This window comes from Sphingobacterium sp. UBA7631, assembly GCF_002483935.1.
Classification (GTDB): domain Bacteria; phylum Bacteroidota; class Bacteroidia; order Sphingobacteriales; family Sphingobacteriaceae; genus Sphingobacterium; species Sphingobacterium multivorum.
This window is the reverse complement of the sequence record NZ_DLIX01000010.1, coordinates 722076-746204: the sequence shown is the minus strand read 5'-3', so window position 1 is coordinate 746204 and position 24129 is coordinate 722076. Positions and strand designations below refer to the sequence as shown.

Here is a 24129-nt window from a genome sequence, read left to right as displayed (position 1 = left end):
TGCCTTATTGTATCAACTTTTTAATATCTTCAAGACTATCGATCTCTGCGGCGGTCTTGTCTTTTCGCCAGCGTAATATCCTCGGAAAACGTAGCGCGACACCCGATTTATGACGTTTGCTGTATCCAATGCCTTCAAAGGCAATTTCAAAAACTAGTTCAGGTTTAACGGTTCTTACGGGGCCGAATTTCTCTAAAGAATTTTGTTTTACAAAGCGGCTAACTTCTAGAATTTCCTTGTCTGTAAGACCTGAATAGGCTTTTGCGATCGTTACAAGCTGATCGTCATCCTTTACGGCAAAAGTATAATCGGTATAATGGGCACTTCGGCGGCCACTTCCTTTCTGTGCATAAATGAGGACAGCGTCTATACTCATGGGGTTTACCTTCCATTTCCACCAGTCGCCTTTTTTGCGGCCGGCATGATAAGCGGAGTCCTTTTTCTTGAGCATAAGTCCTTCGCTGTTGACCTCGCGCGAGTTTGCCTGAATGTCTTGTAGCGCGGACCAATCTGCTGCATGTATCAAAGGTGACAGCTCTAAAGCACCTGGAGGATTTGCAGCATAACACTGTTCTAGCAGTGTACGTCTGTAATTAAGAGGCTTATCGCGCAGATCGATGCCATCCAGTTCGACAATATCATAAAGGTAGACTGAAATAGGTACTTCTTCACGTAGTGACTTTGGAATGGTCTTTCGGTTGATTCGTTTTTGCAGTTCGGAAAAGTTGAGGACACCGCCGTCTCTGACAGCTAGGATTTCGCCATCAAGCACAAAATTTCCTTTCCACTGATGGAGGGCCTCGGTAATTTCAGGGAACTGCGCTGTCACGAGTTCCTCTCCGCGAGACCAGATATGTATTTCATCTTCGCGCTTGATGAGCTGGCCACGTATACCGTCCCATTTGTATTCTGCCTGCCATTCGTTGAGAGAGCCTAGGTCTTCGGGGGCCTTTTCTAAAGGATAAGCAAGGCAGAATGGATAAGGTTTGGAGCGGTTGGTATCGCTGTAAGCGCCATTGACGAGTTTGTCGAATTCTACCGCATGCGGATTCCATTCGCCCATGATACTATGCGCTACAGCGCTTGCTTCAGTGTTGGTATACTGCGCGATTGTATTGATTAATCCCTTATCGGAAACTCCCAGTCTAAAGCTGCCGCCGAGCAGTTTATTGAAAATGAAACGCTCTACGGTATTTAGTGCATTCCAGGAATGAAGGACAAAAGCCTTTTTTTGGGCTATACTGTCATCCCGGATGGCAATGATCTCGTCCATCCATTCACTCAGGCTTTTTTCGATCTGCTGTGATGGTGGTGGGAGCAGCAACGATAAGGTCTCGGCCAGATCGCCTACGGCAGCATACGATTCTATAAACAACCATTCGGGGATTCCGGTGATTTCTAAGGCCCATGTTTTAAGATCCTTGATCGCGATGCTTCGTTTCGGTCTCTTGCCGGTCATCAGGGCAAGAAACCAAAGTTTGTCTTTTTCGGAAGCCTGATTGAAAAAAGTTAAAATAGCTTCTTTTTTCGAATTGGTCTTATTGCTGCTGTCAAGCGCATGGATCAATGTGGCAAATTCTTTCATAGGCTATTCTGTGGTTTGGCTTTGAGGGTCCTCTTCATCTCCGTATTGCGTTTTAACTTCTTCGGCCTCAATACCGATTTCATTCAGATATTTGGCAAATGTTGCTGTCTGTCCGTGTGTGACATATACTTTTTCGGCAGCGCTACCACGTACCGCCTGCAATAAGCCCTGCCAGTCGGCATGATCGCTGATCGCAAAGCCGGCATCAGCGCTGCGCCATCGCCTTGCCCCACGGATTTGCATCCATCCGGAGCAGATCGCATGGGCAACATGCGGTATTTTCTGTAGAAGCTGGCTGTCCAGCAGAGCAGGCGGTAGCAGCACAATTTGATTGTCAAGCTGTTTGAGCTCCGATTTTAAATCGGCGATGCGGTAATTTGGCAATTTTATACCTGCCTGACTATAGGCTTCGTTCAGCTTGGCAATGCTGTAATGAACGTACACGGGACCCATCTCATGAACAGCGTTGAGAATGCGCTGCGATTTTCCAAGGGAATAACCGATAAACACAGAGGTTTTGTTGTTGCTCTGATTGGTTTTAATCCATGTCTGTAGGCTTTCATTTTGCGCTTCTACGGAATCCCAACGGTAAATAGGGAGGCCGAATGTACTTTCTGTAATAAGTTCATGGCACTTTATGGGTTCGAACGGCGTAGATAAACCATCGTCCTGAATCTTGTAATCGCCCGTAAAGACGACAACTTTACCTTTATGTTCCAGGCGTATCTGTGCAGAGCCAATGATATGGCCAGCTGGATGTAAGGAGACCCTGACTCCATTGATGTATACCGCTTCGTTGTAGCTAAGACCTTGAACCTGAATGTCTGGACCTATGCGACTTCGTAGGATATTGACCGTAAAATGGTGGCATAAGTATTTCTTCATTCCCCAATGGGCATGATCTGCGTGACCATGGGAGATGACTGCCAAATCAACTGGTTGCCATGGATCAAGATAAAACTTGCCCGGAACACAGTAAATACCTTTTGATGTAAAACTTATCATTATTCATTAAAACAGGGTTTCGTGGGCTAAAGTTTTACTTATTTGCTGTCTTTTCAATTTACTGTTGTCTTTGCGTATTAATGTTGGGGGTATTCAGTTAATTTTTTTAGATTTGTTAACCTTGATGCTAAGTTTTAATACACTATGATATTAATTGTCGATGATAATCCGGATAATATTTACTCTTTACAAAAATTGCTGGAATCCAAGAATTTTAAAGTTGATACCGCTCATTCTGGGGAAGAAGCTTTAAAAAAGATCCTAAAAAATAATTATGCATTAATCATATTGGATGTTCAAATGCCGGATATGGACGGCTTTGAAGTCGCCGAGAATATCGCCGGTTTTAGTAAGACAAAGGAAACACCGATCATATTTTTGTCTGCGGTCAATACAGATAAAAAATTTATTACGAAAGGCTATGATTCCGGTGGTTTGGATTATGTCACCAAACCTGTTGATCCGGATATTCTAATGCTGAAAGTCAAGACGTTTTATCGCCTTTATGAGCAGACGCAGGCATTGAAAGATGTTCAGCAGACCTTGGAGCTTGAAGTGGAACGACGAAAGCAGGCGCAGCAGGAGCTTCGGTCTAAATTGGACTATTTACATACGCTTTTGGAGTCGCTTCCTCAAATTGCATTTACTTGTGACAAGAGCGGTAATATTGATTTTGTCAATGGCCGTTGGTTTGAATTTTCTGATGATGCCACTATTTTTCCGCAGACTTACCCTGGTGACCGGCCTATCGCTGCCGCGCTTCACGGTAGCCTTCAGTCAGGTGAACCTTTGGAGATGGAAGTCCGTTTGAAAAAGACCCATTGTGGAGAGTATTCATACCAATTGTTGCGGGTGTGGCCAATCTTGCAAAATAGTGAAAGCAACTGGATAGGAACTTTCACCGATATTGACGCACAAAAGCGGGCGGAAAAAGAGAAAGATGAGTTTCTGAGTATTGCCAGTCATGAGTTGAAAACACCGTTGACAAGTATAAAGGCCTATATGCAATTGCTTGACCGCAAGTTGAAACTGGAAGAGGAAAGTGCTGAAGCAAGGTATGTTCATCGGGTGCAAGGACAAATAGATAAACTCAACAGCCTTATATCGGATCTTTTGGATCTATCAAAAATTGACAATGGGAAGTTGCTTATCAATAAAAAAGTATTCTCACTTGAGCATATGGTAAAAAGTGCGGTTGATTCCATTGTTCAGACGCATGACCAAAGCAGCATGAAGCTTATTCGAACCGGTGATATCACAGCGGTACAAATATACGGTGATGAGATCCGTCTGGAGCAGGTATTGGTTAATTTCTTGACGAATGCATACAAATATGCAGCGGGCACGGAAAAAGTCATTGTAGATTGTACGGTTGTCGACGATGCTGTGAAGATCAGTGTAATCGACTTCGGCATCGGGATACCCGTGGAAAAGCAAGCCGATGTTTTTGAGAAATTTTATCGTGTGGAAGAAACATCATTTGACTTTCAAGGGCTCGGGATAGGCCTTTACATCTGCGCCGAAATTATACGAAGCCATCAGGGAACGATTGGTGTAGAGAGTTCGGGCGAGCGTGGTGCAACCTTCTATTTTACCTTACCCTTAAATTAATTTAAGAATGCCAAATAGTAAGACACTCAATAATCTAACGTGGGGGATCGGCTTCTCATTGGTCGTGTTGCTTATTAGTTCTACTGCATCATACATTGGTATACAGGAGCAAAATAGGCATCGCCAAGAACTTGCGGTAACAAGAAAAATAATCAGCACTTCAACTAGTTTACTAGCTTCGTTACAAGGTGCTGAAACTGGAAACCGGGGCTTTCTTCTGACTGGTAAAGAAAGCTATTTAGAGCCTTTTAATAATGCCTTGGAAAGTTTGCCCAAAGAATTGCAGGAGATAGAAGCCCTCACCAAGCAGGATCCGGTGCAGAAGGTTCGAGTAGACAGTCTTGTAATTGCAGCAAAATGGCGGCTCGACATTTTAAAGGAATCAGTTGCAACGAAGAGAAGGGGCGGCGTTTTCGGCTTAGCACAATTGGATGAGAGTAAAATGGCTATGGATAAGTGCCGTGCAATTATCAAGGATATTAATCAGTATGAGGACGATAATATCGATAGGAAATCGGCTAATTTGGATAATTCTTCGTTTATCACAACCTTGTTTATTGTTATCAGTGCCTTACTTTCTCTTATTATTACCAGCTATTTTTATTTTAGGTTACGTGCCGACTTCTTGAAGCGTGCAGCCCTCGAGAAATCATTACGTGAGAAGGATGAAGGTATTTCTAGGCGCTTAAATTTGGTTCAGAAGATTACCAATCGAATCGCATTGGGGGATTATGATGTCAAGGCAGAGGAGGTCGGAGACGATGATCTCGGTGAAATTGCGAAAGCCGTCAATAGGATGTCGAAGGCGTTGAAAAAATCATTTGAACAGCTAACAGATAATGATTGGCTTCATGCTGGATATGCTAAACTTTACACTGGATTGATGGGAAATAAGAGTGAGCAAACAATTGCTGCAGATTCCATCAAAAGTCTTGTGGATTATACCGGTGCCATCAGTGGCGCGATCTATATTTTTAACGATGACAAGTTGGAACTTTCAGGAGCATATGGTTTGGATATGCAGACACAGCGATATTTTTTGCCGGGAGAAGGCTATATTGGGCAGGTATTTGTTGACCGGGAATCTAAGACACTTCATAATCTGAATGCAACGGATTACGTGGTTAGTTTTGCCAATGGAAAGATCCATGTGCAGCATATTATTTTCTTACCGATGCTGGTTGATGATCAAGTCCTGGGCGTATTGGAAGTTGGTCAGATGGATAGTTTTACTACGGTAGAACAGACATTTTTGAATGAATGTGCCCGACAGATTGGGATTGCACTAGTTTCAGCAAAAGGAAGGGCAAAAATCCAGACATTGCTGGAGGAAACACAGGTACAGTCTGAAGAGCTATTAACACAACATGCCGAGCTTGAAAGTTTAAATACTGAATTGGAGGCGCAAACATTGCGTTTGCAGTCTTCAGAGGAAGAGCTTAAAGTGCAACATGAGGAACTGATGCAATCCAATCAAGAATTAGAGGAACGCTCGCGATTGCTTGAAGATAAGAATTTGATGATTGCCGAACGAAATCAGGAAATTCAGCAGAAAGCCGAAGAGTTGGCGCTGAGTACTAAATATAAATCTGAGTTTTTGGCTAATATGTCCCATGAACTCCGTACACCACTCAATTCGATATTGCTGCTATCTCGTTTGCTATCGGAGAATGTAGAGAAAAACTTAAATTCAGATCAGATTGAATCAGCTAAAGTCATTCAAAGTTCAGGGACGAGTTTGTTAACCTTGATCGATGAGATTTTGGATCTTTCCAAAATTGAATCGGGTAAGATGACCTTGGATTATGCCTCGTTGGATCTGCATGATATTTTGTCCGATTTGAATAGCCTGTTTTTACCCATTGTAAAGGAGAAGGGGTTGGCTTTTAAGACGACTGTCAGTGCTAAGATCGCACCTCGCTTTGAGGGAGATCGGCTTCGCATCGATCAGGTACTCCGTAATTTGATTTCAAATGCGATTAAATTTACCAAAGAAGGCGAAGTACGTCTGGAAATCTATGAAGATCCAAGTGATCACGATCGATTGGTATTCGCTGTAGTCGATTCGGGTATTGGTATACCACTTGAAAAGCAGAAAATTATTTTTGAAGCCTTCCAACAAGCTGATGGCTCGACGAGGCGGAAGTTTGGCGGTACTGGCCTAGGACTTTCTATTAGCCGGGAGATTGCACGTTTGCTTGGTGGAGAGATCAGGTTGGAAAGCGAAGTGGGTAAAGGTAGTACCTTTTTGTTCATTATTCCGAAGTCCAAAGTTGAAGTCAAAGAGATATTGACGAAGGAGCAGCAATTGGTTGAGGAGATATCTTCGGAAGTAGAAGAGGTGATTGAGATTGTTAAAGAAGATACCTATAATCCGGTCACAATTAGGATCCCCGAGGAGATTCCAGATGATCGAGATACGGTTGCAGAGGGAGACAAGGTGATTTTGATTGTGGAGGATGATGTTAATTTTGCCAAGGCACTCTTGAAATATACACATACACAAAACTATAAAGGTGTAGTTGTTGTTCGTGGTGATCATGCACTCCCTGCAGCACAGAAGTATCATCCAGCTGCTATTCTGCTCGATATTCAATTACCAATCATGGACGGATGGGCTGTCATGGATCAATTGAAGGGCAATAAGGCTACGCGGCACATTCCGGTTCATATCATGTCTTCGCTTGAGGTGAAGAAAGAAAGTTTATTAAAAGGAGCAATCGACTTTATTAATAAGCCTGTTGCGTTGGAGCAAATGACTTCGGTATTCCAAAAAATTGAATCGGCCTTAAGCCGTTCACCGAAGAAGGTACTTATTGTTGAAGAAAATCCAAAGCATGCCAGTGCACTGTCTTATTTCTTAAGTAGTTTTAATATATCACTTGAAGTAAAAGATAATGTAGAGGAAAGTATTACTGCTTTACGCACGGCAGATGTGGACTGTGTGATTCTGGACATGGGGGTTCCTGATGAAATGGGCTACCATACGTTAGAAGCAATCAAACAACATGAGGGATTAGAGAACCTGCCGATCATTATCTTTACAGGCAAGAACCTGTCTAAGGCTGAAGAGTTGAAAATTAAGAAATACGCAGACTCTGTTGTTGTTAAGACGGCCCATTCTTATCAACGGATTCTAGATGAGGTCGGCTTGTTTCTTCATTTGATTGAGGTTAATAATTCAGACGACGCCAGAAGGAAGAACAATGGGCTTGGAGCTTTGACCGATGTATTGAAGGGCAAGAAGGTCCTTGTTGCTGACGATGACGTCAGGAACATCTTTTCAATAACCAAAGCATTGGAGAAGTTTCAAGTAAAAGTAATTCCTGCAATGGACGGTAAAGAAGCGTTGGAAGTATTGACATCAGGAGAACCTATTGATATCGTATTGATGGATATGATGATGCCAGAGATGGATGGCTATGAGACTATTAAGAATATCAGGCAACATGTTGATTATGCAAGATTACCAATCATCGCTGTTACGGCGAAGTCGATGATCGGCGACCGAGAAAAATGTATTCAGGCAGGAGCTTCGGATTATATCTCGAAGCCGGTAGATATCGATCAGCTCTTGTCTTTATTGCGTGTGTGGTTATATGAAAATTGAGGACAACTGATATATGGATCAGAATAAGGTAATATTAATTGTGGACGACGATCAACGCAATATTTTTGCATTGCGTTTGACGTTGAAAGCGAAGGGATATCAAGTGTTGAGCAGCACGAGTGCGAGCGAGGCTATCGAGATCTTGGAGACGAATAAAGGTGTAGCGCTGATATTGATGGATATGATGATGCCTGAAATCGATGGCTATGAGGCGATTCAGCTGATCCGCAATTCGAGTTTGCTGGGCAAAATTCCAGTTATTGCCGTGACAGCGCAAGCGATGAGTGGAGACCGGGAGAAATGCTTGGAAGCTGGAGCCCAGTCGTATGTCTCGAAGCCGATTGATGTCGATAAATTGATGGGTGAAATTGAACGGTTAATCTAAATGTTGGGCTATAGTATCATAAAAGACCATGAAATAGATATTTTGCTTGAAGATATCTATCGCGACTACGGGTATGATTTTTTGCAGTATAGCCGTGCATCGATGAAGCGGAGGATTAATCGGCTTATGACGAATGACCGTTTGGCAAGTTTTGCTGAACTTCGTTTTGTATTAAAAGACAACCCAGCATTTTTGCAGCATTTTGTTGAAGAGATTACTGTTAACTTGACCGAGATGTTTCGAGATCCCTTATTCTTTCGTCAACTGCGGGAGGAAATTCTCCCTCAATTGGGGACATATCCATTGATCCGTGTATGGATTGCAGGATGCTCCACAGGAGAGGAAGCTTATTCGATGTCCATTTTGCTAAAAGAGGCTAATCTGTATCACAAGTCATTGATCTATGCAACGGATATTAATCCTCGGGTACTCGATATTGCCCGAAATGGTGTATATCCATTGAGCCAGATAAAATCTTTTTCCGAAAATTATATAGAATCTGGAGGAAAACAGGACTTTTCGAAATATTACACAGCAAATTATGAATGGGCAAAATTCGATGCCGATCTTAAGCAAAAAATGATTTTATCTACCCATAATCTGGTATCAGACACATCATTTAATAGCTTTCAATTAATCCTTTGTCGGAATGTTTTGATCTATTTTAATAAAGATTTGCAGGAGCGTGTTTTTAAATTATTTGACGCGAGTCTAGAAAATTTAGGATATTTGGCATTAGGTAGTAAAGAAACCATACGATTTTCAGGTATTCAGCATAACTTTACAGCTGTAGGGGATCAAAAAATTTGGAAAAAACTTTATACCTTATAGGGGATTGCAGGCAGGCATGAATCTTTTGTGCCTCATGTAAAACAATGACGGTATATATAAACTATTTTATATGAGTAAAACAAAAACGGTGTTGATATTTGAGGACGATACCATTATTTTGGAGGTTATAACGGTTGTTTTGACAGATTTGGGGTTTCACGTTGAAGTTTCGGAAACTTCACATGATATTATCCAAAAGGTGGAATCTGCAGAGCCCGATCTTGTTTTAATGGATAACTGGATTCCAAACATCGGTGGGGTTGAAGCAACCAGATTGCTTAAATCAGATCAGCGTTTTAGCCATATTCCCGTAATTTACGTGTCGGCAAATAACGATATTCAATCCCTGGCAGATCGTGCCGGAGCGGATGATTTTCTATCTAAACCTTTTGATTTGGAAGATTTGGAAAATATTGTCAATAAATATATTGTATAGATCAATTTAAGGTTAGACTTAAAGGCTGCAAATCTCCGGTTCTCGCAGGTTAGTTTAGTCGATGGAAGTATGCTGGTCTATGCCAGCATCAATTAGCTTTTGATCTATTATGTATTTGGTGAAAATGTATCGGTGATCTGACTACCAGGTATTTAGACCTTCCTGTAAAATAGTGTTATAGGTCTCCACGTTGAATTTATAGAGATCAGGAGCTTTATGGGCTCCGCCTTTCCGCTGTTCGTCAAGTTTTTGGAGGATACCCATATTTTTCATTTTACGATAAAAATTGCCACGATTAAGTTTCTTACCAAGCACTGTTTCATAGAGTCCTTGCAGGTCGGTCAGCGTAAACTTGTCTGGTAGCAAATTGTATCCTATTGGTTTATAAGAAAGCCGCTCGCGAAGAGTCCGGAGAGCCTTGTTGATGATTTTGCGATGATCCATGGTGATATTGAGCTCAGTGATGTCCCTAAAGTCGATCCACTGACAAGTCTCACTTAAGGAATCAGGTTGAGGAATTACGTGTTTGTAGTTTACCAGCGCGTAATAACCAATTGAAATAAATCGCTGTTTGTTCCACAATGTGTCTGGGTAATCTGCAAAGGATTGCTGGCTGCGCTGTGGGCATCCAAATACCGCAAATTCTTCCAAGAATATATCCTTCACACCTGAGCGTTCATAAAGTACGCGTTTGACCGCCTCGTCCGTATCTTCCTCTTTCCCTACATAGCCACCAGGCAGAAACCATTCTTTATTATAATTCATTTTTAGCAAAAGGATTCTCAAAGAACCTTGGTCGAAGCCAAAGACGACGATATCCACAGAAATGTGAGGTAGAAATTTTTCATAGCTCTCTGCTGATGCGTTAATTAGCTGTGTTCTGAAATCCATATAACTGCTGTCTTTGGGTTAATATTACAAAAAAATATCGCAACGAGAGGTAAGTTGCCGGATAAAACTCGAACAATTCCTTATGCAAAAATTACATTAGGTGCTTTTTTGATAAATCAATTTATTGGTAATTAGTTGTTTGTGTTATTTTGTTGATTTTATTTTGTAATTGAACAAAAAGATTGTACACTTGTATTGCTTCATTATGAAGCAATGTAAATAACTGATTATAACGTGTTAAGCCAAATGTTTTATTAGCCTTCAGGCGAATGTTTGACTACAAACTCATGTATTAAACGAACAGATTTTATGAATGTAAGAAACCTACTATTCGCTTCATCTTTCAGTCTATTTTTAACTTTTTCAGCACAAGGCCAAGTTTATCAAAAGATTGAGAATCAGTATGGCCCTGTTTTGGGGTATTCAACAACTTCGGGCGTGAAGATCCTAAGTATTGCTGGAAATAAATTTAAGGATCTCAATCGAAATGGAAAATTAGACCGTTATGAAGACTGGCGTTTGACAGCAGAGGAGCGAGCCAAAGATCTCGCCTCAAAATTGTCTGTTGATCAGATTGCTGGGCTTATGTTGTATAGCAGGCATCAAGCTTTACCGGCACCGGCCTTTGGATTTATGGGAGGCACTTATCAAGGAAAAAACTATCAGGAAGGTCTAGTTTCACCTTGGGCTCTGACCGATCAGCAGCGTGAGTTTCTGGAGAAAGATGGGCTGAGGCATGTCCTGTTGACAGCAGTGAAAGATCCGGAGACCGCTGCCCGCTGGAATAATGAGTTGCAAGGTTTTGTGGAAGGCTTGGGATGGGGGATTCCGGCGAATAATAGTTCCGACCCACGTCATAATGCTATTGTTAGTGCAGAGTTCAACGCTGGGGCAGGGGGGCAAATTTCAATGTGGCCGGATGGGCTTGCGATGGCGGCGACATTCGATCCAGCTATCGTCAAACGTTTTGGGCAAGTAGCGGCTTCGGAATATCGATCCTTGGGCATCACGACGGCATTATCACCACAGATAGATTTGGGTACCGAACCGCGTTGGTATCGTATCGGTATGACTTTTGGAGAGAGTCCCGAGTTGACAACAGCGATGGCTAGAGCTTATATCGATGGTTTTCAGACATCGAGTGGAAAAGACGAAATTGCCTTAGGCTGGGGCTATAAGAGTGTCAACGCTATGGTGAAACATTGGCCCAGTGGTGGGCCAGAGGAAGGTGGTCGGGACGGCCATTGGGCTATTGGAAAATTTGCGGTATATCCTGGGGATAACCTGAAGCAACATATTATGCCATTTGTCAATGGAGCTTTCCAATTGGCTGGAAAGACGAGCAAGGCTGCCGCAGTTATGCCTTATTATACGATTTCTTTTGGTCAGGATAAGAAAAATGGTGAAAATGTGGGAAATGGTTATAGCAAATATTTGCTTACAGACTTGCTGCGTGGCACTTACGGTTACGATGGTGTGATCTGTTCGGACTGGTTGATTACGGGGGATGAAGCACCTAAGCCTGATGGATTTGCAGGCAAACCCTGGGGGGTAGAACAGTTGTCGGTGGCAGAGCGCCATTACAAGGCATTAATGGCAGGCGTAGATCAATTTGGTGGCAATAACGATAAGGCTCCTGTATTAGCCGCTTATGAATTGGGCGTGAAAGAGCACGGACAGAAATTTATGCGGCAACGGTTCGAGGCTTCTGCCAGAAGGCTTCTGTTGAATATTTTCCGAGTAGGACTCTTTGAAAATCCCTATTTGGATGTCAAGCAGAGCCAAGCTACCGTTGGAAATCCGCTCTATATGAAGGAGGGCTACGAGGCACAGGTGAAGTCAGTTGTTTTACTAAAGAATAGTGATCAGCAATTTCCTATTCGTGGACGGAAGAAAGTTTATGTTCCGAAGATGTATAGTGCAGCAATGAAAGATTGGTGGGGAAACTATACGCCGGCACGATTGGAATACCCTGTCAATATTGATCTCTTGCGGAAATATGCAGATTTAACCGATAACCCTAGTGAAGCTGACCTTGCAGTCGTGTTTGTACAGAGCCCGATCAGTTCCGAAGGTGGATATAGCGAAAGAGATCGCAAGAATGGTGGAAATGGCTATGTTCCGATTTCCTTGCAGTATGGCACTTATACAGCCTCAGATGCACGAGCGGAGAGTATTGCCGCAGGTGATCCTAAAATCGATCCATCGATTAAGAATAGGTCTTATAAGAATAAAATGGTGACTGCTGCGAATGTGATGGATCTTCAAACGATATTGGATACGAAGGATATGATGAAGGGGAAACCTATTTTGGTATCTGTGACAGCAAACAAGCCCATGGTATTTGCCGAGTTTGAAAAGGAGGTATCAGGTATTATCCTAAATTTTGGTGTATCAACTCAAGCTGTATTGGATGTTATGTTTGGAAAGTATGAACCTTCCGGTCTATTGCCTGTTCAAATGCCCGCAAACATGGCTACAGTTGAAAAACAAGCTGAGGACGTGCCTTTTGATATGGAAGTCTATGTTGATCAAGCAGGACACGCCTACGATTTTGGTTATGGATTAAACTGGTCGGGTGTCATTAAAGATAAACGCGTAGGAGAGTTTGTGAGGAAATAATAGGGGCAATTTAAAAAATGAGAAGGGGAGATAGGTTCAAGCTTGCGTATGTATCGTGGATATTTTGAGATTGATGTATAAAAAAAGCCCCTTTGTGTCATACAGAGGAGCTTTTAAGTACGCCAATCAGGATTCGAACCTGAGACCGTCGGTTTAGAAAACCGATGCTCTATCCAGCTGAGCTATTGGCGCGTCGTTTTCGGTAATGCAAAAGTAGACATTTGTGTTATATTTCCAAAATATCACTGATTTTTTTTTGTGGTTTTTCAATAACTGATTGCTTTTCAATAAGATTATTTTATTGATGTAGGTCAAACAAATTGAATAAAACTGCTGTTAACTTTGTGTTGTTAAACAAATAGAAAAAACATAAAATTATGGCACAAGGAAAATGGGAACTAGACGCTGCACATAGCGAGATAGAATTCAAAGTAAAACACATGATGATTACAAACGTTAAAGGAAACTTTGACAGTTTTAAAATAGATGTTGACGCCGAGGGCGAAGATTTTAAAAATGCCCTTGCGAAAGTTGTTATTGACACGGCATCGATTAATACACGTAATGAGCAACGTGATGGTCATTTAAAAAGTGCAGATTTCTTTGATGTAGAGAAATATCCAGCAATTACATTTGAAGCAACGAGCTTGGAGAATAATGAAATTAAGGGAAATTTGACAATTCGTGACGTTTCTAGACCGGTGTCTTTCGACTTGGAATTTGCGGGTATCCAAAAAGATCCTTGGGGAAATACGAAAGCTGGATTTATTGTAGAAGGCAAAATCAAACGTTCAGAATTTGGCCTTAATTGGAATGCGGCGTTGGAAACAGGAGGGGTAATGGTAAGTGACGAAGTAAAATTTAGTGCTGATATTCAGTTTATAAAAGCTCAATAAGCGCAATATATAAAATAAAATTTGGTGGGAGTGTGAAAATTCGTACTTTTGTCGCGGAGAGTTGNNTTCGAATCCCTCACTCTCCGCCAGGTGCAAATTTAAAGTTTTTAAAAAGCACTAAAAAATAGATAAATCCTGCAAAATCAATGATTTGCAGGATTTTTTTGTTTATGGCTTTCTTTCTTTTTAAGGAGCTTAAACGTGAAGAGCAAATCAATCCACTTCATCTATGTTCGGATTACAGTAGATTGTATCCCTAAAGAAACATCAACAAAAAGGAAGTGGGATATTAACAGATGGAACCAAAAGGAGGAGAAAGTAATAGGTACCAAGGAGAGGCTAAAGAACTCAATATCTTTTTAGAATCATTTTGGGGCCCATTGTTTCTTTACCATCTAGAATGTCTAATCCAGGTGCTAGTGTGTCCGGTTTAACTATTTTGTTCTTATTTAACTTGTGTGATTGGTCTAAGTTTGTTTTATAATAATACTAAAAAAGACAATAATGAAAACAATTAGAAAATTTACAATCGCAAGTGCGTTATGCGTATCCCTATTTTCCGCCGTAGCAATTTCATGTAGTGATGATAACGAATTTCCGACAGAACAGGAATCGTCGCCTGCAAATCATAACAATGCAAAAACTAACTTTATCAACGTGAAAGGAGTAGAGTTTGCTTATCGCAGCTGGGGGAAGGAAGGTGGAATACCTCTAGTGTTATTGCCAGGAACTGGAGGTTCTATGGACGATTGGGATCCCGCGGTCACCAATGGACTCGCAAAACAATATAAAATAATCATTTTTGATAACAAGGGAGTAGCTTCATCCAAAGGGACCACTCCTAATTCTGTCCAAGCAATGGCTAATGACGCTATTGATTTTATCAAAGCAATGAACCTTGGAAGAGTAAATATCATGGGATTCTCAATGGGAGGATTTGTTGCCCAAAGAATTGTGTTAACGGAGCCAGCGATAGTTAATAAGATTATTTTGGCCGATAGTGGACCTAAAGGAGCAATCGGTCTTGCCAATCTTCCAAATATTGTTGCAGGAACTGCTGGACTTAGCGCAGAAGAATCCTACTTAAAATTCGGATTTACTGATTCACAAACAAGCATTGCAGCAGGAAAAGCGTCGTTTGCCCGTGTCCATCAACGCACTGTTGATCGAGATCCGGCACTAAGTGATGCTACTTCAACCGCTCAATTTACTGCAGTATTAGCATGGGCGCAACCTGATGCAAATGCACTTGAGGAAATTAAAACCATTAAAAAACCTGTTCTAATCGTTCATGGAGATAAGGATCTTCCAATTTCTGTTCAAAATGCATATAATATGAAACAAAATTTAGAGAACGCTGTATTAGTTGAGTTCTCAGATTCTGGACATGCGGCTTTTTATCAGAATCATGAAGCATTCATAACAAAAGCATGCGCATTTTTAGCTCAATAACATACTAAATATCAAAAAGCTTTAATTCCGGGGCAGATCAACACTAAAGTTGATCTGCCCATTTTTATTTTAAATAATACCCGGGAATATAATTTTTAAAGTAGAGAACTGTTTAAGGTTGAATGGGAAAAAGGAAAAGTATCTTTTCGAATTAAAAGCAAACATCATTTTGTAATGACCTTACCATTTAGACTTCCTTGAGCTGATCTATTTATAATATTGTGAAGATTCTCAAATTTATAGAAGACATTTTAATGCCTAGTGGAAATGATCGATGAGAAGTTTATGAATGGTTTTCTGTTGACGGTCATTGCTGAGGTAAATTGCTCGTGGTTATTATATGCTGGCTATAGATAAAACATAAATGCAAAAATGCCCGATAAAACTACCGGGCATTCTTGCTGAAATAATTACTTAAAATTATTTCAAAACGAATAAATTAAACTATATGGACCAGGGATAAAATGCGGCTTATTTTGAGGCTGCCATAATTATATTGGCGACTTCTTGAGGATGTGAGATGAATACGGCATGGCTCGCTCCTTTGATCTCGGTGATCTTCGTATCTGACCTTTTGTACATATTTCTTAATATAATAGGATTGATGCTCTTATCCGCCGTTGGAACAATTCCGAATGTCGGTTTTGTATGCCAGTCTGCAGCTGTTACTGCTGTGGTAAACGATGAAGCAAGGATCGGTTTTTGGGCATGTGCCATAAAAGTTGCTTGTTCATGGCTAAGATCAGCCGCAAATCCCGCATGGAATTTTTCCAGGTCATAATAGGCAAACCCTTCATTATCCGGAGGTAAAATACCAGCTTCTGGAAGACCCGGTTGGGACGAATACCATTTATCTGTTGTTTCACCTTTATCAGGTTGAAATGCAGTTACGTAAACTAGAGAGGCAACATTGGCATGTGAACTTGATTCCGTAATTACTGTACCGCCCCATGAGTGGCCTACAAGTACTGCCGGTCCATCAAGTTTATCCAATATTCTTCGTACAGTTGCATTATCATCCTTTAATGAAGTCAATGGAATCTGGGCAATTGTTACATTGTAGCCATTTTTTGAAAGGATATCATATACGCTTCTCCATCCTGATCCATCAACAAAAGCACCATGTACAAGTACTATGTTTTTAATTTTGGTATTGGTGTTCTTTTTTTGAGCTTGTGCATTACCTAAGCCCAAAAATATAGTTACTAAAAGTAAAATTGCAAAGTGGATTTTTTTTAGCATGACTGTTTAGATTAGTGTTGTTGAAATATTGATGTTTCCTTTTATTGCTTTGGAATATGGACAGGTTTGGTGTGCAAGTTCAATAAGCTGTTCGGCGATTTCTTTGTCAATTCCTGGAAGACCGACAGATAATCTTGCTTGCAGAAGAAATGCATCACCTGTCAATCCCAAATCGACTTCGGCATCGACGAAAGCATCTTTTGGTAGTATTGTACCAAGTTTTTTTGCTGCTAAACCAAGTGCTCCAATATAACAGGCCGACCAACCTGCGGCAAATAGCTGTTCAGGATTAGTTCCTTTCCCAATGGATCCTGGTGCGGAAAGTATGATATCCAATTTTTCGTCGCTGCTTTTAGCATTCCCTTCTCTACCTCCAACCGTATGGGTTTTTGCTGTGTAGAGTACTTTTTCGATGTTATTCATTTTCTTATTTATTTTATTGTTAGACCTTATTTTTTATTTTTTTCGGTGTCTTTTCTACTATTTTGATAGTACAAAGAGACCATAAAATATCCTATCAAACTAGTGTAAAGTGCCCCAGATGGACATAATAGCGGTTAAAGTGGACAAATAAAATAATGAAATGGACAATGAGGATTTGCGACAATACTATATATCTGACAGCAAAAAAAATCAAGATTTATTTATGTCTTGATTAACTATATTTTTAAGACCGTGTTGTATTAATTGGATAGTGTCAATAAACTCTTAGCGGAAATTTTGTTAGCGTTAAGCTGCACTTTTTAGGTTAACAGGCTGCTCGAAAATCGAATGGTTAAGATCGTGTGTATTGCTCAGGCAATTTCGGGCAGCGTATAATTGATCAAAACCTAACAGGACATCATCGCCTGTTAGGTTTAAAGATCGTATTACTTTAATAGAATACCTTTTTTGAGGAAAGACTCTAGCACAGAATGTCTCCAGTAAGGAGCCTTTGTGATCTTTTATCGATTTGGTCAAAACTTTAATTTTCCTGATGCCAAAGTCGTTTGTTCGCTTGTCAAGAATATTTATATCGGAACTTTATAGCAGATAAAAATATGCAAATGGGAATCCGTATCCGTTCATTGCCGCATAAAATATGTCATTTCTTATCCCATTTACCCCGATCTAGTTTAGCGGTCTTCCAACCAATTCAGGAACATGGCAGTTTTATCTTTGCCGATCAAAAGCTTTTCTTCTGTTGGAACGGTCAGTTTTACAAAGAGCTTTCTTCCAAAATAATGCTCAACTTCCTTTACGGCAGAAAAATTGATGAGGTACTGTCTATTGAGCCTAAAAAACTGTTTATCGGAAAGGATGCTTCCCAAATGATCCAAAGATTGGTTCATATCATATTGTTCGCCTTTAAAGGTGACAAGGGAAGGGGAGGTATAATTGATATAAATATAGGCGATATCATCCGTTTTGACTGTAAGGTATTTATTGTTTTTAAAAACCAGGAAACTCGTTTTCTTCCTTTCTTGATCACCGATCCGACTGATTATATCGTTAAGATCATTGGCAGAGGCTTTCTGGAAAATATTTTTAAAATTATGCACTTTCTCAAAAGCATTTTTTAGATCATCTTCCGAAAATGGTTTAAGCAGATAATCAATCCCGTTTTCTTTAATTGCTTCCATGGCGTATTCACCGAAAGCTGTGCAAAAAATTACTGGACATACGATTTTGACAGCTTTAAAGATGTCAAAGCTAATACCATCGGACAGCTGGATATCCATAAAGATCAGCTCTGGCGATGGGTTATTGGACAAATAGTCTATAGCGCCCTCTACACTTTGGATCTTTGCCAGAATCCGGGAACCTGGCTGCAAATGCAATATCAGATTTTCCAGTGAACGCGCAGCTTTAATTTCGTCTTCAATTATTAGGATGTTCATATAATATGGGAAGTTTTATGGTAAATTTTTCGTCAGTCGCCGTAATGATAATATTTTTCTGGCTAAGATGAAGGTACCGTTGATTGATATTTTTGAGCCCCAGTCCGGTGGAGGGTTCTGGAATTTTCCTTTCCTGCAGATTGTTCTCGATAACCAAATAATCTTCCTGCTGATAGATCGCAATGTAAAGTGGTTTCTCCAACGAAACAATATTATGTTTGATGCAGTTTTCTACTAATAGCTGCAGTGTAAAAGGAGGAATGTAAGAGTCATAGCTATCACTCCCAAGATTTTGTCTCACAAAAAGGCCTTCTTCAAAACGGGCTTTCAATAGATATACGTACGATTCCATAATAGCCAGTTCTTCTTTTAATGTTAGGACTTTAAGCTTTAGACTTCCAAGAGTAAATCTGTAGAAGTCAGCAAGTTTTAGTATAAATTCTGAAGATTGGTCATCGTGGCTCTCTACCATGTATTTTAGGGTATTGAGACTATTAAAAAGAAAATGGGGATTTACCTGTTGTTTTAAAAGTTCATATTGAGCTTCAAGATTTGCAGCCATCGAGCGTTCAAGTTCTCGTACAAATTGTTGATTAAGATAAGTCTGGTATAATATATGGATAAACATATAAAATGTGAGGTTGATCAATATCCCTCTTACTTCGTACATTAATATTTGGGGGCCAAAATTTAGGTGAGATAGAATGTAATACTGTATAGAAGAAAGGAAAAACATCAATATTAAACCCACTCCCAATCCCCTAAATAGCTGACCCGACAGTACTTTTTTACTGCCTGTTTTCTTTGTATATGCAGGTATCGAATAGATATTATAATACCAGATCAATAATGCAAAACCGGATGTTACAGCGAAATCGGCTATACCTTCGGCCATAACAAAGTGATGGTCTACAATTTTAGGGATTGAGGTTAATATTCCCAATGAAATTGAACTAATCCATATCAGACGACCTGAAATCTCAAAAGGTATTTGCTTTTTGGGTTTAAACATTTTAATGAAGGTTATTTTCTGTTTGAAGTTATGCTTTTTATGGATTATTTAAATCAAAACGCATAAAAAATCATTTTTTAATCTTGAGACAAATTTTCAGTGTAATCAATTAAGTGGAGTTTGTTAAACGCGTAGTATGTAATGGCCAGGACTAAAAAGGCGATTATCGCATCGATTGTCGAAGGTAGGCCAAGCACCAAAATCTTTGAGAAGAAAGCGAAAGTGATGTCAAAAAACATCCCTGCAAAGATCCATTCCTTCAACCTATTGAAACGATTTGGAATAAGGAAAATGATACTGCCTACAATTTTAAATATACCTAGTATATAAATGAAATGTGGAGGATATCCAAGTTGTAGCGTAATATCCCAGACCACCGGATTCCTTGTGAGTTCAAAGAAACCGCTTGCGCCGAACCATAATGACATAAAGATGCGTCCGCCAAGATAAATTTTTGTGTAAGTTGAATGTTGCATGATCAATTATTTTTGCCTTTTGAGCGAGTTATTAAAATTATTGTATACTGTTATGATGAATAATCGTTGTTTACTGTGCCATTAGGTCGGCTTCAATGATCGCCTCAGCGAAAGCCTCCGGTGCTTCCTGTGGCAGGTTATGGCCAATACCACCGTTTAAAGTATGATGCTTATACTTACCTTTATATTTTGATGCATAACTTGCTGGTGGCGGAAAGGCTGCCCCATTTGCATCACCTTCAAGGGTTACAGTAGGAACAATAATATCCGGAGCTTTGGCAAGCTTTTCTTCAAGTTCGTCATATTGTTCTTCGCCTTTGGCCAGTCCCAACCGCCAACGGTAATTATGGATGACAATATCCACATGGTCGGGGTTATCGAATGACTTTGAGGAACGTTTATAGGTCTGGTCATCAAAGTTCCATTTTGGTGAAGCTGTTTTCCAGATCAGTTTATTGAATGCCTGTATATTTGCTTTGTAGCCTTTATAGCCCCGTTCAGTGGCGAAATAATATTGATACCACCATAAAAATTCGGCATTTGGGGGAAGCGGGTTTTCGTTCGCTTTGGGGCTACCAATAAGATATCCACTTACAGCGACCAATGCCGAACAACGTTCAGGCCATAATGCTGCGATAATATCCGCGGTTCTGGCTCCCCAGTCGAACCCACCGATAATCGCCTTTTCAATTTTCAGTGCATCCATATATTTGATGATATCAATTGCGACCGCAGACTGTTGCCCGTTTCGCATGGTTTTATCAGAAAGGAATGTGGTGGTTCCATACCCCCGAAGGTAAGGTACCAGTACACGGTATCCCTTTTTAGCAAGGATAGCGGAGGACTGTTCAAAGCTGTGGATGTCGTATGGCCATCCATGAAGAAGGATAACCGGCTTACCTTTACTTGGTCCGATTTCAGCATATCCTACATTTAGGAGTCCCGCTTGGATAGTTTTAGTCTGCTGAAAATTCATCATATCTTCTGTTTCGCTGTTTTTCTCATTAACCGAAGTTTGCGCATTTAATCTTGAGATTCCAGCACCTATCATCATGATGATGGAAAATGTGAGGATCTTTAACATTGTATTTAGTTGGATTTTCATTGTTTCAGTATTTAAGTTGATTTAAATTTTTAAGGTCGAAGTATTATTTAGGTAATTTTAGGGGCTGGTATTCAAGGATCGAATTAATACGTTGCCTGCTAGATTCATTAGAAGAAACCTTTCCGAATTCGATTCCATATTTGAGATTTCCCATTTGATCGGTTTTAACGGTCTCGACACTTAACAGCTCACCACTGACCTTACTTCCAAAATAATTTGGGTCATCCTGCATTTTATAGGTCACGAGCTTAAGATCTACTCCTATGATTCCTTTTTTTGTTTCCAGTGCTGAAATTCCCTTTTGATTGCCATAAAGCGCAGACATGGTCTGTAAGTTTGGATTAAAGGAAGATGAAATAAACTTCAGGCTTCCCGGATCAAACATAAAGCGGATTTTTCCAGTTTCTTTTTCAGGATTTTTGGTACATGAGCCAAAAATTAAACTAGTTAATAGAACTATGGATAAGACTTTTTTCATTTTGAGCGGTTTTTAAATAGTGTTCAATTAATTTTCTGGAATTTACTTTTGGCGGCACATTGAAAAGAAAGCCTGTCGATTCTGCTAGCTGCCTGTGGCAACTGATGCAGGACTGTTGCGCGAACAATGCTGTTTTCCCTGTTGGTTTCAATTCCTGTCCATTGAATTTTGCAAATCCCCAGCCTTCAGTTTCCGTATATTCTTTCCCGTCTTTGACCATGTATTGCATGTTCACAAAGTCACCCGGTACAATTTCACCATTCGCTTTTTTTGTCTGCTTGAAAACTGCCTTTGCTACTGCGCTTCCATCTGGCCATGGATGAAAATTTTCTTCCTGAATCGCTTTTACAGCGATGTCATTTCCGTAGATTACCCGTATGCTGTTGTCAATGAGTGTGCTCATGCCGATCACTTTCCAATTTTTGAAGTCGGCATTGTAGCTGATCCCATTGGGAGAAACGGGGACTCCAGCTTGTACGGTAGTGGTCAAAGGTTCTACTTTAGGACCAGCTTGAACAGGGCTTATTGTCCTATGTGCAGGAATAAAACTGTCTTTTTCTGAAAGAGACAAAGCAAACTGCTTAATGGTCTCAATCTCATTTTGTGAGAGTTTAGCTCCTGGGTGCGTCATGGCATAGGAGGGAAGAGGCATCTTCTCGGCACGAACCATATTGAATATTGCGTAGAATTTTCCCTTTTGCTCAGCTTCGGATAATTTGTCCCATTCCGAAAAATTCATTACTTCGCGGGCTCTCCTGATGTCTTTATTGACGATCCAGGAAATCGGAGCGAGTTTATCTAAGAAGGTGAGATGTTGCGCATTTGAATGACAGTCATAGCAGGAACGTTCTAAAATCTGAGTGACCTCTTTAGGTACATTTTTCATAGGCCCGGTTACCGGCCTTTGTTCGATCGGCGCATTGAAAAACTGTAAGGCTATAAAAGCTGCTAAGATACAGAGTAATACAATGGGTAATAATCTTATTTGTTTTGCGTGCTTCATGATATTTTCTTTTTTGTTTTGATAAAATTAGAGTAAACAATGCCAGTCGAAAAGATCAAAGGCGATGAACCGGACATATTGAAAGGTGAATAAAGCATTTCTGGTGTTGAACCGGACAGGGTTTCCTATAAACTTACGCTGGTCGCATCAATGATTTCTCCAGAATTCTGGTTCTGTTCAAAAGCGATAATTTCCCAATCTTCTTTGGTATCCGGAAGTTTGAATGAGAAGCTGCCATTGGCTTGAAGTGTTCGGCTTTGCAAGTCCCTTACAATTTGTACATGTGAAAGCGCTTTTCCGGCGTTTTCACCTGCTGAGACCTGCGAAGAGGCTTTCTTTTGAACAAGTGCCATGAGGATTGTGGAGTTTTTCAATGCTGATTTTGATGTGTAGCCGATCTGAATAGATTTACCTTCGGATTTTTCAATTTTTACAATCAGGTTTTCCGCATGGGTCTCCAGCATTGCCGATTGAATGCTGCGTAATACTTTGGTGGATTCGGAGCCAACTGTTTCTGTCTTGCCATTGATTACCATCTGAGGCGTGTATAACGTCCCTAGGTTCATCCACGTTGCATATTCTTTTTGTCTTTCTGTGAACCTGGCTTTGCTGAAACGGTCTTTCCATCCCTGATGATCCCAATAATCTACATGGTATGCCAGAATAAAAAGTTTCTTGTTTTCGTTATCCTTTTCGAGCTTAGCAATCAGTTCGTCTGCCGGAGGACAGCTCCAGCAACCTTCGGAAGTAAACAGTTCGACTACAGCGAAGCTTTTATCCGAATTTTTTGCTTTGATGTTTTCCATTTTCTGGTCATCTGCAAATCCTTTGAAAGCCATAATCAGTGTGATGATCAAAGGAAGACTTAAGACGTATAATATTTCTTTTATCGATTTCATGCTATTGATTTTTATTTTATTGATGAAAAGATGAATTAAGGGTTTTTTATATGACAATTATAAACTGAAGATTTTGAGGGAAAAACCGAAGTCTTGAGGCGGGATGCAGATTTCATCGCTGCATTGCATAAACTGAATTGTCCCCCTGATCGTGCCATTCTTTCCTTTTATTTTGATTCTTTGACTAAACTCAACATCGTTCTCAAAATAGGTTACAGGAATACCCAATACTTTTTCGAACTTTTGGAGTGGTGTAGGTTGGGCCACTTTCCCTACCAGTTCATAAGATTTATCAGGCTGGAATTTAAAGTTCATTTTAATGGGGCTCTGGGGACTATTGCCCAGCGCATACATATGCCACCCTTGGGGTATCTTTGCTTTCATTGAAATTTCTCCTTCGTCAGGGGATTTTCTTTTGAGAATACATTCCCATGTTATCTGACCATTGGAAGTCTGACCTTTGGAATAACCGCAGAACATCATTAGGACTGTGATCATTAAAATTGCTAGCTTGTTCATTTTTCTTATTTTTTTAGTTAAAAACTGTTGTTTTGTTATGCAAATAGACGGTAAATAACAGTTTCAGAATAGTGAAAAGTGGTTAGAACGGACTTTTTTCCCATTGAAGCCGGCACTTATGGACATCAAAAATTTTAGGGGAAATGCGATAAAAAAAGTCCACTATTTCAAAATTGAAAAAGTGGACGGAA

At 40.3% G+C, this 24129-nt stretch carries 21 protein-coding genes and 1 tRNA gene; 8 read left to right on the top strand and 14 right to left on the bottom strand.

What is annotated here, in order from left to right:
• Window positions 1-4: 4 nt before the first annotated feature.
• Window positions 5-1585 carry an ATP-dependent DNA ligase gene (locus B3P16_RS19730; RefSeq protein WP_286754691.1) on the bottom strand — a complete coding sequence of 527 codons (1581 nt, stop codon included), beginning with the start codon at window positions 1583-1585 and terminating at the stop codon, window positions 5-7.
• Window positions 1586-1588: 3 nt separating this feature from the next.
• A complete protein-coding gene (locus B3P16_RS19725; protein ID WP_286769350.1) occupies window positions 1589-2590 on the bottom strand; it encodes a ligase-associated DNA damage response exonuclease in 1002 nt (333 codons plus the stop codon).
• Between the two features lie 144 nt (window positions 2591-2734).
• On the opposite strand from B3P16_RS19725, the gene B3P16_RS19720 reads away from it, so the two are divergent.
• From B3P16_RS19720 to B3P16_RS19700, 5 genes are all read left to right on the top strand, one after another.
• Entirely contained in the window at window positions 2735-4201 is a 1467-nt protein-coding gene (locus B3P16_RS19720; RefSeq protein WP_115048486.1) for a response regulator, read from the top strand.
• 7 nt (window positions 4202-4208) lie between these two features.
• The gene (locus tag B3P16_RS19715; protein WP_286754693.1) at window positions 4209-7811 is read left to right on the top strand and encodes a response regulator; all 3603 of its coding nucleotides are present in this window, start codon (window positions 4209-4211) and stop codon (window positions 7809-7811) included.
• A 13-nt stretch (window positions 7812-7824) separates the two neighbouring features.
• Entirely contained in the window at window positions 7825-8196 is a 372-nt protein-coding gene (locus B3P16_RS19710) for a response regulator (protein ID WP_046676428.1), read from the top strand.
• The gene (locus tag B3P16_RS19705) at window positions 8197-9027 is read left to right on the top strand and encodes a CheR family methyltransferase (protein WP_112374664.1); all 831 of its coding nucleotides are present in this window, start codon (window positions 8197-8199) and stop codon (window positions 9025-9027) included.
• A gap of 70 nt (window positions 9028-9097) precedes the next feature.
• Window positions 9098-9463 (top strand): response regulator, encoded by a 366-nt coding sequence (locus B3P16_RS19700; protein ID WP_070566459.1) that lies wholly within the window; start codon window positions 9098-9100, stop codon window positions 9461-9463.
• 141 nt (window positions 9464-9604) lie between these two features.
• Here the strand turns inward: B3P16_RS19700 and B3P16_RS19695 are convergent, their stop codons facing one another.
• Window positions 9605-10354, bottom strand: coding sequence for an NUDIX hydrolase (locus tag B3P16_RS19695; protein WP_286843974.1), 750 nt, complete (start codon window positions 10352-10354; stop codon window positions 9605-9607).
• Between the two features lie 309 nt (window positions 10355-10663).
• Here B3P16_RS19695 and B3P16_RS19690 point away from each other — a divergent pair, with 309 nt between their 5' ends.
• Window positions 10664-12976, top strand: coding sequence for a glycoside hydrolase family 3 protein (locus tag B3P16_RS19690; RefSeq protein WP_286754694.1), 2313 nt, complete (start codon window positions 10664-10666; stop codon window positions 12974-12976).
• Between the two features lie 118 nt (window positions 12977-13094).
• Here the strand turns inward: B3P16_RS19690 and B3P16_RS19685 are convergent.
• Window positions 13095-13168 (bottom strand) — tRNA-Arg (locus B3P16_RS19685).
• 185 nt (window positions 13169-13353) lie between these two features.
• Between B3P16_RS19685 and B3P16_RS19680 the strand changes: the two genes are divergently transcribed.
• Both B3P16_RS19680 and B3P16_RS19675 read left to right on the top strand, forming a co-directional pair.
• Complete coding sequence (locus tag B3P16_RS19680; RefSeq protein WP_046676084.1) at window positions 13354-13872, top strand: YceI family protein; 519 nt, start codon at window positions 13354-13356, stop codon at window positions 13870-13872.
• Between the two features lie 504 nt (window positions 13873-14376).
• Window positions 14377-15324 carry an alpha/beta fold hydrolase gene (locus B3P16_RS19675; protein ID WP_286751758.1) on the top strand — a complete coding sequence of 316 codons (948 nt, stop codon included), beginning with the start codon at window positions 14377-14379 and terminating at the stop codon, window positions 15322-15324.
• Window positions 15325-15795: 471 nt separating this feature from the next.
• Here B3P16_RS19675 and B3P16_RS19670 read toward each other — a convergent pair whose 3' ends face one another.
• The 10 genes from B3P16_RS19670 to B3P16_RS19625 all read right to left on the bottom strand — a co-directional run bounded on the left by B3P16_RS19670 (window position 15796) and on the right by B3P16_RS19625 (window position 23938).
• Window positions 15796-16566: an alpha/beta hydrolase gene (locus B3P16_RS19670; RefSeq protein WP_286751759.1), complete on the bottom strand. Its 771-nt coding sequence runs from the start codon at window positions 16564-16566 to the stop codon at window positions 15796-15798.
• Between the two features lie 6 nt (window positions 16567-16572).
• Complete coding sequence (locus tag B3P16_RS19665) at window positions 16573-16989, bottom strand: organic hydroperoxide resistance protein (RefSeq protein ID WP_286751760.1); 417 nt, start codon at window positions 16987-16989, stop codon at window positions 16573-16575.
• A gap of 692 nt (window positions 16990-17681) precedes the next feature.
• The gene (locus B3P16_RS19660; protein ID WP_286751761.1) at window positions 17682-18446 is read right to left on the bottom strand and encodes a LytR/AlgR family response regulator transcription factor; all 765 of its coding nucleotides are present in this window, start codon (window positions 18444-18446) and stop codon (window positions 17682-17684) included.
• Window positions 18427-19458, bottom strand: a complete 1032-nt coding sequence (locus B3P16_RS19655) for a sensor histidine kinase (RefSeq protein WP_286751762.1) — start codon at window positions 19456-19458, stop codon at window positions 18427-18429. The genes B3P16_RS19660 and B3P16_RS19655 overlap by 20 nt, the downstream gene beginning before the upstream one ends.
• 77 nt (window positions 19459-19535) lie before the next feature.
• A complete protein-coding gene (locus B3P16_RS19650) occupies window positions 19536-19934 on the bottom strand; it encodes a DoxX family protein (protein ID WP_286751763.1) in 399 nt (132 codons plus the stop codon).
• Between the two features lie 70 nt (window positions 19935-20004).
• Window positions 20005-21039: an alpha/beta fold hydrolase gene (locus B3P16_RS19645; protein WP_286751764.1), complete on the bottom strand. Its 1035-nt coding sequence runs from the start codon at window positions 21037-21039 to the stop codon at window positions 20005-20007.
• A 43-nt stretch (window positions 21040-21082) separates the two neighbouring features.
• A complete protein-coding gene (locus B3P16_RS19640) occupies window positions 21083-21517 on the bottom strand; it encodes a hypothetical protein (RefSeq protein WP_286751765.1) in 435 nt (144 codons plus the stop codon).
• Complete coding sequence (locus B3P16_RS19635) at window positions 21483-22520, bottom strand: heme-binding domain-containing protein (RefSeq protein WP_286751766.1); 1038 nt, start codon at window positions 22518-22520, stop codon at window positions 21483-21485. Before B3P16_RS19635 ends, B3P16_RS19640 begins: the two co-directional genes overlap by 35 nt.
• 125 nt (window positions 22521-22645) lie before the next feature.
• Window positions 22646-23419, bottom strand: coding sequence for a DUF1223 domain-containing protein (locus B3P16_RS19630; RefSeq protein ID WP_286751767.1), 774 nt, complete (start codon window positions 23417-23419; stop codon window positions 22646-22648).
• A 57-nt stretch (window positions 23420-23476) separates the two neighbouring features.
• Window positions 23477-23938: a protein-disulfide reductase DsbD domain-containing protein gene (locus B3P16_RS19625; RefSeq protein ID WP_286843971.1), complete on the bottom strand. Its 462-nt coding sequence runs from the start codon at window positions 23936-23938 to the stop codon at window positions 23477-23479.
• Between the last annotated feature and the right edge of the window lie 191 nt (window positions 23939-24129).

Excerpts from the sequence above, each read along its gene's own strand:
- B3P16_RS19730 (WP_286754691.1), bottom strand. The coding sequence starts at position 1,585 with ATGAAAGAATTTGCCACATTGATCCATGCGCTTGACAGCAGCAATAAG.
- B3P16_RS19725 (WP_286769350.1), bottom strand. The coding sequence starts at position 2,590 with ATGATAAGTTTTACATCAAAAGGTATTTACTGTGTTCCGGGCAAGTTT.
- B3P16_RS19720 (WP_115048486.1), top strand. The coding sequence starts at position 2,735 with ATGATATTAATTGTCGATGATAATCCGGATAATATTTACTCTTTACAA.
- B3P16_RS19715 (WP_286754693.1), top strand. The coding sequence starts at position 4,209 with ATGCCAAATAGTAAGACACTCAATAATCTAACGTGGGGGATCGGCTTC.
- B3P16_RS19710 (WP_046676428.1), top strand. The coding sequence starts at position 7,825 with ATGGATCAGAATAAGGTAATATTAATTGTGGACGACGATCAACGCAAT.
- B3P16_RS19705 (WP_112374664.1), top strand. The coding sequence starts at position 8,197 with ATGTTGGGCTATAGTATCATAAAAGACCATGAAATAGATATTTTGCTT.
- B3P16_RS19700 (WP_070566459.1), top strand. The coding sequence starts at position 9,098 with ATGAGTAAAACAAAAACGGTGTTGATATTTGAGGACGATACCATTATT.
- B3P16_RS19695 (WP_286843974.1), bottom strand. The coding sequence starts at position 10,354 with ATGGATTTCAGAACACAGCTAATTAACGCATCAGCAGAGAGCTATGAA.
- B3P16_RS19690 (WP_286754694.1), top strand. The coding sequence starts at position 10,664 with ATGAATGTAAGAAACCTACTATTCGCTTCATCTTTCAGTCTATTTTTA.
- B3P16_RS19680 (WP_046676084.1), top strand. The coding sequence starts at position 13,354 with ATGGCACAAGGAAAATGGGAACTAGACGCTGCACATAGCGAGATAGAA.
- B3P16_RS19675 (WP_286751758.1), top strand. The coding sequence starts at position 14,377 with ATGAAAACAATTAGAAAATTTACAATCGCAAGTGCGTTATGCGTATCC.
- B3P16_RS19670 (WP_286751759.1), bottom strand. The coding sequence starts at position 16,566 with ATGCTAAAAAAAATCCACTTTGCAATTTTACTTTTAGTAACTATATTT.
- B3P16_RS19665 (WP_286751760.1), bottom strand. The coding sequence starts at position 16,989 with ATGAATAACATCGAAAAAGTACTCTACACAGCAAAAACCCATACGGTT.
- B3P16_RS19660 (WP_286751761.1), bottom strand. The coding sequence starts at position 18,446 with ATGAACATCCTAATAATTGAAGACGAAATTAAAGCTGCGCGTTCACTG.
- B3P16_RS19655 (WP_286751762.1), bottom strand. The coding sequence starts at position 19,458 with ATGTTTAAACCCAAAAAGCAAATACCTTTTGAGATTTCAGGTCGTCTG.
- B3P16_RS19650 (WP_286751763.1), bottom strand. The coding sequence starts at position 19,934 with ATGCAACATTCAACTTACACAAAAATTTATCTTGGCGGACGCATCTTT.
- B3P16_RS19645 (WP_286751764.1), bottom strand. The coding sequence starts at position 21,039 with ATGAAAATCCAACTAAATACAATGTTAAAGATCCTCACATTTTCCATC.
- B3P16_RS19640 (WP_286751765.1), bottom strand. The coding sequence starts at position 21,517 with ATGAAAAAAGTCTTATCCATAGTTCTATTAACTAGTTTAATTTTTGGC.
- B3P16_RS19635 (WP_286751766.1), bottom strand. The coding sequence starts at position 22,520 with ATGAAGCACGCAAAACAAATAAGATTATTACCCATTGTATTACTCTGT.
- B3P16_RS19630 (WP_286751767.1), bottom strand. The coding sequence starts at position 23,419 with ATGAAATCGATAAAAGAAATATTATACGTCTTAAGTCTTCCTTTGATC.
- B3P16_RS19625 (WP_286843971.1), bottom strand. The coding sequence starts at position 23,938 with ATGAACAAGCTAGCAATTTTAATGATCACAGTCCTAATGATGTTCTGC.